The sequence below is a fragment of the Streptomyces sp. NPDC052036 genome, from assembly GCF_040680495.1.
Classification (GTDB): domain Bacteria; phylum Actinomycetota; class Actinomycetes; order Streptomycetales; family Streptomycetaceae; genus Streptomyces.
In genome coordinates, this window is record NZ_JBFAWW010000005.1 from 213,281 (window position 1) to 225,776 (window position 12,496).

12 protein-coding genes, 1 tRNA gene and 1 pseudogene are annotated in these 12,496 nt (G+C 67.9%); 11 read left to right on the forward strand and 3 right to left on the reverse strand.

The genetic code is table 11. The features are described 5' to 3' along the window. The first annotated feature begins 92 nt into the window (after positions 1-92). From AB0L95_RS10785 to AB0L95_RS10800, 4 genes and pseudogenes are all read left to right on the forward strand, one after another. Entirely contained in the window at positions 93-989 is an 897-nt protein-coding gene (locus AB0L95_RS10785; RefSeq protein ID WP_365160141.1) for an MAB_1171c family putative transporter, read from the forward strand. A gap of 69 nt (positions 990-1,058) precedes the next feature. Then, a complete protein-coding gene (locus tag AB0L95_RS10790; protein ID WP_365160144.1) occupies positions 1,059-1,370 on the forward strand; it encodes a hypothetical protein in 312 nt (103 codons plus the stop codon). 5 nt (positions 1,371-1,375) lie between these two features. Then, the gene (locus AB0L95_RS10795; RefSeq protein ID WP_365160413.1) at positions 1,376-2,242 is read left to right on the forward strand and encodes an amidohydrolase family protein; all 867 of its coding nucleotides are present in this window, start codon (positions 1,376-1,378) and stop codon (positions 2,240-2,242) included. 102 nt (positions 2,243-2,344) lie between these two features. Next, positions 2,345-3,330: pseudogene (locus tag AB0L95_RS10800) on the forward strand (site-specific integrase); the annotation flags it as partial. 202 nt (positions 3,331-3,532) lie between these two features. Here AB0L95_RS10800 and AB0L95_RS10805 read toward each other — a convergent pair. Beyond that, the gene (locus AB0L95_RS10805; protein ID WP_365160146.1) at positions 3,533-4,567 is read right to left on the reverse strand and encodes a hypothetical protein; all 1,035 of its coding nucleotides are present in this window, start codon (positions 4,565-4,567) and stop codon (positions 3,533-3,535) included. Positions 4,568-4,891: 324 nt separating this feature from the next. Here AB0L95_RS10805 and AB0L95_RS10810 point away from each other — a divergent pair, with 324 nt between their 5' ends. From AB0L95_RS10810 to AB0L95_RS10820, 3 genes are all read left to right on the forward strand, one after another. After that, positions 4,892-5,476, forward strand: coding sequence for a hypothetical protein (locus AB0L95_RS10810; RefSeq protein WP_365160149.1), 585 nt, complete (start codon positions 4,892-4,894; stop codon positions 5,474-5,476). Between the two features lie 129 nt (positions 5,477-5,605). Beyond that, positions 5,606-5,920 carry a hypothetical protein gene (locus tag AB0L95_RS10815; RefSeq protein WP_365160152.1) on the forward strand — a complete coding sequence of 105 codons (315 nt, stop codon included), beginning with the start codon at positions 5,606-5,608 and terminating at the stop codon, positions 5,918-5,920. A gap of 80 nt (positions 5,921-6,000) precedes the next feature. Further along, a complete protein-coding gene (locus AB0L95_RS10820) occupies positions 6,001-6,459 on the forward strand; it encodes a nuclease-related domain-containing protein (protein WP_365160155.1) in 459 nt (152 codons plus the stop codon). A 69-nt stretch (positions 6,460-6,528) separates the two neighbouring features. On the opposite strand, the gene AB0L95_RS10825 is transcribed toward AB0L95_RS10820, so the two are convergent. Together AB0L95_RS10825 and AB0L95_RS10830 are read right to left on the reverse strand one after the other, a co-directional pair. Continuing rightward, on the reverse strand, positions 6,529-7,278 hold the full coding sequence (locus AB0L95_RS10825; protein ID WP_365160158.1) for a hypothetical protein: 750 nt from the start codon (positions 7,276-7,278) through the stop codon (positions 6,529-6,531). A 252-nt stretch (positions 7,279-7,530) separates the two neighbouring features. Beyond that, positions 7,531-7,602 (reverse strand) — tRNA-Arg (locus tag AB0L95_RS10830). Positions 7,603-7,659: 57 nt separating this feature from the next. Here AB0L95_RS10830 and AB0L95_RS10835 point away from each other — a divergent pair. The 4 genes from AB0L95_RS10835 (at position 7,660) to AB0L95_RS10850 (ending at position 12,492) form a co-directional block, all read left to right on the forward strand. Next, the gene (locus tag AB0L95_RS10835) at positions 7,660-8,298 is read left to right on the forward strand and encodes a response regulator (protein ID WP_365160161.1); all 639 of its coding nucleotides are present in this window, start codon (positions 7,660-7,662) and stop codon (positions 8,296-8,298) included. 130 nt (positions 8,299-8,428) lie between these two features. Continuing rightward, the gene (nrtL, locus tag AB0L95_RS10840; RefSeq protein ID WP_365160164.1) at positions 8,429-9,613 is read left to right on the forward strand and encodes an ArgS-related anticodon-binding protein NrtL; all 1,185 of its coding nucleotides are present in this window, start codon (positions 8,429-8,431) and stop codon (positions 9,611-9,613) included. Positions 9,614-9,637: 24 nt separating this feature from the next. Beyond that, positions 9,638-11,029 (forward strand): diaminopimelate decarboxylase, encoded by a 1,392-nt coding sequence (gene lysA / locus AB0L95_RS10845; protein ID WP_365160167.1) that lies wholly within the window; start codon positions 9,638-9,640, stop codon positions 11,027-11,029. Between the two features lie 170 nt (positions 11,030-11,199). Then, positions 11,200-12,492 (forward strand): homoserine dehydrogenase, encoded by a 1,293-nt coding sequence (locus AB0L95_RS10850; RefSeq protein ID WP_365160170.1) that lies wholly within the window; start codon positions 11,200-11,202, stop codon positions 12,490-12,492. Positions 12,493-12,496 lie beyond the last annotated feature (4 nt).

A 12,496-nucleotide genomic window follows, 5' to 3' on the forward strand; every position in this document is an offset into this window, starting at 1 on the left:
GGGTCAACCTGGGCCCCCGGTTCGAGACGAACTGGGCTCGTCGTGCTTCACCGGGGTCGCGCCCGCCCCGGGGCCGGCAGAGAAGTAACCGTGTGCAGCTCGGCATCGAAGAATGGCTGGACCCCCACGCGTCACCCGCGGGTCGCTTGGGCGCAGGCCGCCGTGCACGGCGCGAAGCAATGCTGCTGGCCGTCGTAGTAGCCGTGCTCACGTGGACCACCATCGTGACTCCGGCCACCGTTCGCGGTCGCTCCTCCGCAACGGCGGACATGAGTGTCACCCCGGTCGCCCTTTTCTTCACGGCAGCAGGGCTCTACCTGGTGTATGCCTTCACGGCGGCCCTGTGCTGGACCTGGCGGTACGCCCGAATGTCACAACGGCCCCTGTCTACCGGGCTGTGGCTGACCGCCGCCTCCCTTGCCTGCATGATCGCGGCCAACTCGTTGCGGGTGGCCGGCAACGTGGTCCGCTGGTCCGGCGGCACCCTCCCGCAGGCTCTGCCTCGTGGTGCGGCCCTGTTGCTCGCAGTTGCAGTTCCGCTATTCGTCGTGGGGGTGAGCTTCTCCAGCGTCGTGACGCGCCTGGCAGCGTTGCGGGTCTGGCGGCAGCACCGCCGGGATTACCGGCGGATGCGCCCGTTGTGGGTGACCTTGCACAGTGCGTTCCCCGAGGCGGCACTGTACCAATCGGTGCCCGCTGCGTGGCAGGAGGTCCTGCACATTCGCGGCATACATCGCCGTTACTACCGTCGCGTCATCGAATGCCGAGACGGTCTGGTACGCATCAGCCCCCACCTAGCGAAGATGGGCGTCGGAGAGGGAGTGCCGCCCGAGGCCGTGGCGGAGCGGCTGCCATCGGCCCTGCGTGCCCACGCCGCTGGCGAGTCGGTCGGCTCATGCGCCATCGGTGTCGCGCTGCCGGTGGAGGACAACCTGGACGCCGACGCCCGACAACTGGTTGCCGTATCACAAGCACTCGGGTCGTCCTGATGGCAGCGAGCATTACGGCGACAGCGCTCAAGCTGCACACACCGATAGAAGGACACCATGGCTGACATATTGATCACGGCTCGCCGAGTCCTCACCGGTCCCGACGGCGAGGGCCTGGACGACGGTGCGGTACTCGTCCGTGATGGCATCATCGCTGCCGTCGGGCCGCAAACAGTGGTCGACCAGTTGGGAGCCGACGCGTCGGCCACGCTGACCTTTCCGGACGCCACCGTGTTGCCGGGCCTCATCGACTGCCATACGCACCTTATCTTCGACGCGAGCGCCGATCCGGTCACTGCCTTCCGGAACAGCAGCGACGACGGCCTGTGGGATGGAATGGCTGAGCGGAGCGGGCACGGCAGTTGCTCAGTACCGGAGTGACCACGGTGCGGGATCTCGGTGACCGTGACGGACTCGTCCGACGCCTGCGCGACACCATCGCACGAGGCGCCGTGCCAGGGCCGCGGATCCTTTCCGCAATGACGCCTCTGACCTCGCCGGGAGGCCACTGCTGGTTTTTCGGCGGTGAGGTCGAGGGTGAACGCGCCCTCCGTGACCTGGTGCGCCGCAACGCCGACGCCGGTGCCGACGTCATCAAGGTGATGGCGACCGGCGGCGGAATGACCAAGGGCGGTCCGGCAGTCTGGCAGGCCCAATTCGGAACGGACGAGTTGCGCATCATCGTTAAGGAGGCCGGTCGGGCCGGATTGCCAGTGGCCGTCCACGCACACGGGACCGAAGGCATCGAGGCGGCGGTGACCGCAGGGGTGAACACCATCGAGCACTGCACGTGGATGGCCGCGGACGGCGGATTCGACCTGCGCGAGGACCTCGCCGAGAGCATCAAGGCCCGGGGAATCCAGGTGTGCACGGCCACCAGCCCCAACTGGCGGGGTTTCGCAGAACGGGTAGGCCAGGAACGGGCCCACGAACTGTTCGCGTCCATGCGCTGGATGGCCGAATTGGGCCTCCCTATGATCGCGGGCACTGATGCCGGAGTGACACGCGCTGTTTTCAATGGGTTTGTCAACAGCCTGGAGTTCTACGCATATCTAGGGATTCCCCATGCGAAGATCATCGATATGGCCACCACGGACGCCGCCCGCGCCCTGGGGATCGCGTCGGAGACCGGACGGATCAAGGAGGGCTACCGAGCCGACATCCTCGTCGTTGACGGCGATCCACTCAAGGAGCTGAATGCGCTCCGGAACGTGCGTTACGTCATGGCCGCCGGCCGCCCCTTCCCCGCCTGAATGAGCCACTGCTGCGGCCCGACCAGGCCCTGAAAGCCGGGCACCTTCCAGTACAGCCACCGCATCCGGCAGTAGTTCAGGTACAGCCGGACTCGTCTGCCGGCATTCGTGTTACCTGGGCCTGGCGGCCGGGAAGTCCCGGACGACGTACGCAATGTTCTGCACTGGGTGTCCAAGGCATCTCGACCACTCGCTGATCTTGCCGAACCCGCCACGGCTCGTGCGGTGCTCGACTCGCTGAAACTCAAGCTCGACGGGACAGCGGCGGCGGCGGAGACCGTGCGACGTAAGCGCAGGACGCTCGTGAATGCCGCGAATTACGCGGTCGACCTGGGGGAGCTGCGTGAGAACCCCATCACGGCTGTCCGCTGGCAGAAGCCGAAGGTGTCCAACCAGGTTGATCCTCGTGTTGTCGCCAACCCGGAGCAGGCTCGCAATCTCCTGGCGGCAGTGTCCTACGTGGGCGGCTACAGGCGTGCTCGCGGCCGGCGTCTCGTCGGGCTGTTCGCGGCGATGTACTTCGGCGGCTTCCGTCCCGCTGAGGCGGTCGGCCTGGTGGAGACTGACCTCGTCCTGCCCGAGCAGGGCTGGGGGTCGGCGCTGCTTCACCGGACTCGTCCTTGGGTCGGCAAGTCGGCAAGCAGTGGACCGACTCGGGGGAGACCCACGACGACCGTGGGCTCAAGAATCGGCCGACTGAGGATGTTCGGCGCGTACCCATTCCGCCCCAGCTCGTCGCGGTGCTCCACGATCACCTCGCCACGTTCGACACGGCGGAAGACGGGCGGCTCTTCTTCAGCGAGAAGGGCTCGGTCGTCCCATCCTCGACCTACTACCGCGTGTGGCAGGAGGCTCGGCTCCTGGCGCTCCCGCCGGCCGTCGCGGCCTCGCCGCTCGCGAGTAGGCCGTACGACCTTCGGCACTCGGCGCTGTCGACGTGGCTCAACGCCGGAGTGGATCCCACCGAAGTTGCCGAGCGCGCCGGCAACAGCGTCGAGGTCCTGTTGACCCGGTACGCGAAGTGCCTCGACGGTCGGCAGGACGTCGCCAACCGCCGTATCGAGGACCTGCTCCGCGAGTACGAGTGAGACAACCTGCACCCACCCCGAGGCCCTAGGCATGTTGCCTGGGGCCTCCCTCGTTTCGCGCCTAACTGCGGTGATGCTTCAAACAGAAGGAGCGAGCTGAGCCGCGCCGCTCGCCGGGTGCCGGAGGCCTCCAGCCATTCGTCCACCACGTTCTGGGACTCGTCCAGAGCCGGATCGCTGGCAGACGGAGGCCCGGATTCGGTCACGAGATGTGCGAGAGCCCCGCTGGCGCCTTACCGGGGCCGGTGTTGGCACAGTCGCCGGTGCCGAGGGTGTTGGCGATGCTGTATGCGGTCTGCATGTCGGCGTTGAGGTGGTCGATGGCCTTGTTCGTGGTGGCGAGCGCGGTGGTGATGTGCGCTTCCGCTGCGGCGATGGCGGTGCTGGCACCGGGCAGCGTGGGTAGCCCGTCAGCGGTGAGAGCTGTCTGCGCGTTCTTGAGAGCGGTGATCTGGGATCGCAGTCCCGTGATCCCCTGCTGCTCTTGGTCTACGTCGTAGCTGGCTGTGCTTGTGACGTCGTACCCGACGACGTTCTCGGCGTCGTAGCCGACCACGTTCTCCACGTTGTAGCAGCCATCGCCGTTTCCGCCCTTGGCGTCTTGCCGTTCCTGCACGAGGTCCTTGTCGGCTGTCCCGACGTCGCCGCGTACCGACTTGGCGTTGTTGAACGAGCTGTTGGAGTCCTGAAGCGTTGTGAGCGCGTCCTGCGCCGTTTGCTGGTTTGCCGCCTGCGCACTGGCTTGCGCACTTGCACGAATCGTCGCCTGGTCCTGCTGCTGTGCGGTCCGCTCCGCCTGCGCGTCTTCACTCCAGCCGCCTTGGAGTAGGGCGCTACATACGCTCTGCCCGAATATCTGGCCGTTGGTGTCGCGTACCACGACCATGACGCCGTTCTTCTGCACAGCGCACACCTCGGGCACGAGACCTTGCACGGCAACGGCTTGCGTGGTCCAGAAGTCTCCGCCTGTGGAAACGGAAGAAGCGAGGCTGCCGCACTCGGCCGCCGGATCGGACGCCCCGCTGCTGTGCACCTCGGCACGGGCGGCGTGCCCGTACAGATAGATCGTGCAGACACCGCTGCCGTCACCTGCTGCCGCCGGCGCTGCGCTGCTCGTGGCTGAAGGCGTCGAGGAGGCCAAGCGGACGTCAGGCGCTGCAGAAGGCTTGTGAGAAGACGCGCAGGCGGCGAGAGGCAGACAGGAGAGCAGAGCGAGAGCCGAGACGGTGCGGCGCACGATTCCCCTCATTAGTGGCAGGAGTTGGTGGGGATACTGTGACAGTCGTGCGGGACGTATGTGCCATTGTTGCCGGAACGTGAGGAGGCCCGGGCCTTACCGGTGGAAAGGGCGAGCCCGAGCGCTTCGACTGCCTGGGACGACCGAACGAAGCACTGCAGCGTCTCGAACGCGCAGCCAGTCGCGCTCACACCGAGACTCAATTCGGCACGGACAACCGGGCACTACGCCGGGACCCTGTTGCCCGAGGCGGACGCCGAAGAGATCCGTGGTTGGCAAGTAAGAGCTAGCTCGCCGCCCGTCTCGTGCCTCAAAATTCTCGGCGTGGCAGACACGGGACCTACCGAAGCAGAGATACCGGACGGGCTGCTGGGCTGGTGCCTGGTGGCCAACGTGGCGCGAGAAACCGCACGCGGCGAGAGCGGCCTCGACATCCAGCACGGCACGAAGCACTTCCGCGCAGGCGCCCTCCTGTGGATACCGCCCGTCCGCTGGGACCCGGGCCACGGTCGCTGGCACGCGGTGGGCCGGCACCGAGGCAACGGCCGTCGGTACGTCAACATGGTCGTGCGCGCGGACGACCTGGAGAACTTCCGGGTCAAGGGTGTCTACAGCGAGGCTCTGGTGCGCAGCCTCAACGGTTACGACCACGACCCGGCCGCCCCGCGGACCTTGCAGAACCCGTGGACCCGCGAGCGGGCCCAGGACTGGGCGGACGCCCGGAACCACTTCCGGGAGCCTGTCTTCATCGAAGGCCACCCCTACGCCCACCCGCGGATCTCCGTTCCCAACCCTCCGCCGGCAGAGATCCAGATCGACGGTGAAACCCTGCACCTCGCCCACTACGGCACCAAGGGAGCCCACTACAGCCGCATGCCCCCTCCCGTGGAATGGACCCCCGAGCCCTGAGAGGGTCCTTCGAAGGTACGAGCGGGGAAGCGACGCCGTTGGTGGGGATCAAGTGACGTTCCCTGGTGGCCTCGTCTCACTTGCTGCTGGCATGTCGGCAACGTCAACGCGGGAGCACAGGGGGATCTTGTGGAGCTGCACGTCACGCGCTGGAAGCGGTACGGGCATGATCGCCTCTACGCCAACCTGCCAGATGGAACCGCAGTCGGTTGGGCGGATGTCACGACGGGGGACATCACGGTCTTGCGGGCCGAGTATCGCGACGACGTGATCGCCGTGCTCACACAGCACCTACAGAACCTCACCGAGCCTGTCCCGTCAGACAGGGCGCCGGAGGCTCAGACGCGTTCGATGCTGCCGCCTCTGACGCCGGCCGACGACCTGGCCGCCAACCCTCCCGGCAGGCCTTACGTGATCTGCTCGATGAATCCGGCCCGGGGCTAATGGAGCGAGTCGTCTCACGGCTCCTGCGACGACCGACCGAGTGGGACTCCTGGCGAAAGGGATTGGCGGGGGAGCGGCGAGTGGGGGCCGAGCTGAACCGCTTAGGGCGCCACGGCTGGCGCGTCCTGCACTCCATCCCATTGGCGAACAAAGTGGATATCGATCACTTACTGATCGGGCCTGGTGGGGTGTTCAGCATCAATACGAAGCACCACCACAAGAGGGCCGTGTGGGTCGGGGATGATTCCGTGAAAGTCGATCACGGGATACCGGCACCCTACGCACGCAAGAGCCGGGCGGAGGCCCAGCGAGTAGCCCGAGTGCTTGAGCGCTATTGCGCCTTTCCCGTTCCGGTGGAGCCGGTGCTCGTCTTCGTCGGCGTCACTGATCTGAAGGTGGTCGCCACGCAGCTCAGTGTGCGGGTGTACCAGGAACGCCAAGTAGCGGCACTGGCTCCGCTCTCAGGGGTACTGACGGCCGAGCAGGTCGACCAGGTGTACGGCGTGGCTCGCCATCGGCAGGATTGGAACAAGACCTGATTCGGTGCGCCTCGGCGAGGCGCCAGTTTGCCTCAGTCGCGTGTTGTGGCGCTGATCGGCGGCCGTGATTCACGCGTCCCAGCGGGTGGTGATGGCTTCCGCGACGCTGAAAATCGCATCGCACTCGGCGCACTGTGCTTTGCCGAAAACGTAAGTCAACTTTTGCGCGACATCGGTCTGGGCGTCTGCGAGCGCGCGACTGTGAAGTCTTTGGGCCAGCCCCTCCAAGGTTGAGGGGTTCGTCGGCTGCAGGGGGACCTTTCTTGCCGCGGTCTCGTTCATGTACATGCTGTCCGTGGTCGAGAAGAAGCCGTACTCGCCGAAGGCTATGAAGTTCTCTGTACTGCACGCTGGACAGGGCACTTCGTATTCATCGTCGTTCAGTCCGTCGAGCTGTTCGCCCCAGACGTCAACCCCCTCGAAGCTGAGGAGCGCGGCAAGCAAGTAGACGTAAGTGCCGGGGTCGTCGCCGAGGGTCGGATCGCGAAGAGCCTCCTCGGTCAGTTGCGTCAGGTCGGACATCTCCGAGGCGTAGGCCACGTGGGGATCTTGATCGCCGTATGGCTGATCAGTGCTGGCCGCGATGGCGCCGGCCAGCACGAGTGGCATCTGTCTGTCCGCGGGTGACCACTGGCGTGCCATGTCTCGTAGGGCCGGCAAGGCTGCGTAGCTTGCTGAGTAGACGGTGCCCTGATGGCACAGCCGGGACCAAAGCGCGGTCCAGCCTGAATCCTTCGGGGCCGGGCTCACTGCGCTGAGCAGGCTGGGAATGTCTTCTGCCGTGCCGTAGGCGTGGTGGAGCTGGGACCAGTCCGTCATGCCAGCGATCTAAGCAGTCGGGTGCCGCGGACTCCACGGCTGGAGCCGCGCCAGTTGCCCCGTCATCGAGGCGAGCTAAGCCGAGCGCCGGAAGGAGGCAGCGACCTGCGGTGATACTCCAGGATCCCGTCCACGCCTCGTCCACAGGCCCCGACATACGGCCGCTCCGACCCGCATACGGCTGCACAAACGCGAAGACCCCGGCCGCAGCGTTTCCGCTGGTGACGGGGTCTTTGGGCACCTCATGCTGGGTGCCCCCGGCAGGATTCGAACCTGCGCACACGGCTCCGGAGGCCGTTGCTCTATCCCCTGAGCTACGGGGGCGTGTCTCGCGGTGTTCGCGGCGACGGGTAGAACCCTACCAGCTCCTTCAGGGTCGTCATGAACGGTTTCCCTGGTGGTCCCGACGGGCGGGGTCCCCCGGACGGGGCGGAAGTGGGGAAAACCCGGACGTGGCCGGTTGGGCGGACCTACTCTCGAGTTGTGCCAGGCGCGTCCGGCCGGGTTCTTGTTGTGGACGACAACAAGGTCATCCGGCAGCTGATCAGGGTCAACCTCGAGCTGGAGGGTCTCGAGGTCGTGACCGCGGCCGACGGTGTCGAGTGTCTGGACGTCGTGCATCAGGTGCGGCCCGATCTCGTCACCCTGGATGTCGTCATGCCGCGGCTCGACGGGTTGCGGACCGTCGCCCGGCTTCGTGCCGATCCCCGTACCCGCTCTCTGCCCGTCGCCATCATCAGTGCCTGCACCCAGCACGAGGTCGAGAGCGGCCTCGATGTCGGTGTCGACGCGTTCCTCGCCAAGCCCTTCGAGCCGTCCGAACTCGTGCGGCTCGTCAAGGAGCTGATGGGGCGTCGTGGGCGGGGGAGTGGTGGCGTCCACGGCTATTCCCCTGACCTCGACGGCGACGTCAGGAACAGCAACAGCAACGGCAGCAGTGACGCCGACCGTGGTGATCGTCAGGCGGGGGAGATGGGGCCAGTGGGATCTCTGGGGCAGTTGGGGGCCGCCGGCAGCTGAGCGGGCGCCCGTAAGCGTCGAGCGCTCCTTCACCGGGTCCGGCAGTCCCGGAGCGTGGCTGTGTCCACATCCCGGACCTCCGCCCAAACCCGTTCGCGTACCCACCCCCCTCCTCGCCTACCCTTGTCCCGTGACCCCCGTTGAGCTCTCCCGTACCGTGCTGTGCGCGGTGCGTCGTGCTGTGGAGGGCGGGGAGCTGACGGTGGCCGTGCCGACGCGTGCCGTGGTCGCTCCGCCGGGGCCCGGGGGCCGTGGTGACTACGCCACCAATATCGCGCTTCAGTTGGCCCGTCCCGCCGGGCGTGCGCCCCTCGATGTCGCCGAGATCCTTCGACCCTTGCTGCAGGAGACCACCGGGGTCGCCGATGTCGAGATCACCGGACCGGGCTTTCTCAATATCCACCTCGAACGGGCCACCGCCACCGCGGCTCTCGTCCGGGAGATCCTTCAGCGGTCCGGTGGCATGGGCATGGGTATCAGCAAGGCCGACCCGGGTTTCGACGTCGACTCGGGCATCAGCAATGCCGACTCGGGTATCGGGGCCGACACACGTATCAACGTCGACTCGCGTATCGACGTCGACACCGGCATCGCCTCCGGCACGCAACCCATCCGCGGCGCACAAACCACCCCCGCCACACCCACCCCCGCCGAAACCCCGCCCCCCTACGGCCACACCCCCACCCTCGTCGGCCAGGTCATCGCCCTCCGTATCCCCTACGACATCCGTGCCGAGGTCGTCGCCGACACGCTCGTGCGGATCATCGCCACCCAGGGTGGGCGCGCCGAGGTTCATCACGTGCGGTCCGGGGAAGCCGTCGACCTTCGGCCGGTTCCCGCGCCGGAGGATCCCGCGCCGCTCGGGCCCGATGCCGCCCGGTGGGCGCTGTTGCACCCCGCCGCGCACGACCGGCCGCGGATCACCGCCGATCATCTGTTGCAGCGAGAGAGCAACCCTCTCTTCCGTGTTCGCTACGCCCATGCGCGCGCCCGTGCCCTCGGCCGTAACGCCGGCCGGCTCGGGTTGGACGCGGTTCCCGGTGACGTGGCCGACGCGGCACCCCTGACGCATGCCCTCGGTGCGTACCCGCACGCCCTCACCCAGGCGGCGGCCCACCGTGCGCCCGACCGGCTCGCCCGGCACCTCGTGGCCGTCGCCGACGGGCTGCTCGCCTTCCAGCACACCGTGCTCCCGCTCGGCGACGAGAAACCCTCGGCCGCCCATCGCGCCCGGCTCGCCCTTGCCGAAGCCGCCGGGACGGTGCTGGCCGGCGGCCTGTCCCTGCTCGGCATCAGCGCACCCGACTACCTCTGAGATCCCGAGAGAGCCCACACCGACATGAGCCGTTCCGCACATCCCGCCGGGCCCCGCCACGCCGACGTCCTGCCCGAGGGCCACTACTCCGCGCCGCCCGCCGACCTCAACGTCCTCGATCCCAAGGTGTGGGCGCAGACCGTCACCCGTGACGGCCAGGGCGTCGCCACGGTGGGCGGGATCGATGTGAAGACCCTTGCCGAGCAGTTCGGCACCCCCGCCTACTTCCTGGACGAGGCCGACTTCCGGGCCCGGGCGCGCGCCTGGCGCACCGCCTTCGGGCCGGACGCGGACGTGTTCTACGCGGGGAAGGCGTTTCTGTCCCGCGCCGTCGTGCGTTGGTTGCACGAGGAGGGGCTGAACCTGGACGTGTGCTCGGGGGGCGAGCTGGCCACCGCGCTCGCCGGAGGCATGCCCGCCGACCGGATCGCCTTCCACGGGAACAACAAGTCCACCGAGGAGATCACCAGGGCCGTCGAGAGCGGTGTCGGGCGGATCGTGCTCGACTCCTTCCAGGAGATCGTGCGGGTCGCCCACATCGCCTCGTCCCTGGGCCGGCGGCAGCGGGTGCAGATCCGGGTCACCGTCGGCGTGGAGGCGCACACGCACGAGTTCATCGCCACCGCCCACGAGGACCAGAAGTTCGGGATCCCGCTGGCGGGCGGGCAGGCCGCCGAGGCCGTGCGCCGCGCGCTCCAGCTCGACGGGCTCGAGGTCATCGGCATCCACAGCCACATCGGTTCGCAGATCTTCGACATGTCGGGCTTCGAGGTCGCCGCGCACCGGGTCGTGGGGCTTTTGAAGGACATCCGGGACGAGCACGGCATCGAGCTGCCTGAGATCGATCTCGGAGGCGGGCTCGGTATCGCGTACACGAGCGAGGACGACCCCCGGGAGCCGCACGAGATCGCCAAGGCGCTCTCCGAGATCGTCTCCCGCGAGTGCGACGCCGCCCGGCTGCGTACCCCGCGCATCTCCGTCGAGCCCGGGCGCGCCATCGTCGGGCCGAGCGCCTTCACGCTCTACGAGGTCGGCACGATCAAGCCGCTGGACGGGCTGCGTACATACGTCTCCGTCGACGGCGGCATGTCGGACAACATCCGCACCGCGCTCTACGACGCCGAGTACAGCGTCGCTCTGGTCTCCCGCACCTCCGACGCCGAGCCCATGCTGGTCCGGGTGGTCGGCAAGCACTGCGAGAGCGGGGACATCGTGGTGAAGGACGCGTTCCTGCCCGCCGATCTCGCGCCGGGCGACCTCATCGCCGTACCGGCCACGGGCGCGTACTGCCGCTCCATGGCCAGCAACTACAACCACGCCCTCCGCCCGCCCGTCGTCGCCGTGAACGACGGGGAGGCCCGGGTCGTCGTCCGCCGGGAGACGGAAGAGGATCTGCTCCGTCTCGATGTCGGGTGACGACCGGTCCCGGAGGGTCTGGGCCGGGCCCCGAGGATCGGCGGAAGATCTCCTGTCCTCCGCCGCTGACAAAATGAAATAGATGTCTCACGATCCGGACCAAGGGCGGAAAGCCCCGTCCGGTGAGTGAGACTGGATTCACCGTAGACCGCATAAGGAAACGAGGTCGGATGATGCGTACGCGTCCGCTGAAGGTGGCGCTGCTGGGCTGTGGGGTTGTCGGCTCAGAGGTGGCGCGCATCATGACGACGCACGCCGACGACCTCGCGGCCCGGATCGGGGCCCCCGTCGAGCTGGCGGGGGTCGCGGTCCGCAGGCCTTCCAAGGTGCGGGAGGGCATTCCCGCCGAGCTCGTCACCACCGACGCCACCGCCCTCGTCAAACGCGGCGACCTCGATGTCGTCGTCGAGGTCATCGGGGGCATCGAGCCCGCCCGCACTCTCATCACCACCGCCTTCGAGCACGGCGCGTCGGTCGTGTCGGCGAACAAGGCGCTGCTCGCCCAGGACGGGGCGGCCCTGCACGCGGCGGCGGAGGAGCACGGCCGCGACCTGTACTACGAGGCCGCCGTCGCCGGCGCCATCCCGCTGATCCGGCCGCTGCGCGAGTCCCTCGCCGGTGACAAGGTCAACCGGGTGCTGGGGATCGTCAACGGGACGACCAACTTCATCCTCGACAAGATGGACTCCACGGGGGCCGGGTATCAGGAGGCCCTCGACGAGGCCACCGCCCTGGGCTACGCGGAGGCCGACCCCACCGCCGACGTGGAGGGCTTCGACGCGGCCGCCAAGGCCGCCATCCTCGCCGGGATCGCCTTCCACACGCGCGTGCGCCTCGACGACGTCTACCGCGAGGGCATGACCGAGGTCACCGCCGCCGACTTCGCCTCGGCGAAGGAGATGGGCTGCACCATCAAGCTGCTCGCCATCTGCGAGCGGGCCGCGGACGGGGGCTCGGTCACCGCGCGCGTGCACCCCGCCATGATTCCGCTGACCCACCCGCTCGCCTCCGTGCGCGGTGCGTACAACGCCGTCTTCGTCGAATCGGACGCCGCGGGGCAGCTCATGTTCTACGGCCCCGGCGCGGGCGGCGCGCCGACCGCCTCCGCCGTGCTCGGCGATCTGGTGGCCGTGTGCCGCAACCGGCTCAACGGAGCAGCCGGGCCCGGCGAGTCCGCCTACGCCGCCCTGCCCGTGTCGCCCATGGGCGATGTCGTCACGCGTTACCACATCAGCCTCGACGTCGCCGACAAACCGGGTGTGCTCGCTCAGGTCGCCACTGTCTTCGCCGAGCACGACGTCTCGATCGATACGGTTCGCCAGCAAGGCAAGGACGGGGAGGCCTCCCTCGTCGTCGTCACCCATCGTGCGTCCGACGCCTCGCTCAGCGGGACCGTCGAGGCGCTGCGCAAGCTCGACACCGTGCGGGGTGTCGCCAGCATCATGCGGGTTGAAGGAGAGTAACCAG

Excerpts from the sequence above, each read along its gene's own strand:
- AB0L95_RS10825 (WP_365160158.1), bottom strand. The coding sequence starts at position 7,278 with ATGACGGACTGGTCCCAGCTCCACCACGCCTACGGCACGGCAGAAGAC.
- AB0L95_RS10835 (WP_365160161.1), top strand. The coding sequence starts at position 7,660 with ATGAACGGTTTCCCTGGTGGTCCCGACGGGCGGGGTCCCCCGGACGGG.
- lysA (WP_365160167.1), top strand. The coding sequence starts at position 9,638 with ATGAGCCGTTCCGCACATCCCGCCGGGCCCCGCCACGCCGACGTCCTG.
- AB0L95_RS10850 (WP_365160170.1), top strand. The coding sequence starts at position 11,200 with ATGATGCGTACGCGTCCGCTGAAGGTGGCGCTGCTGGGCTGTGGGGTT.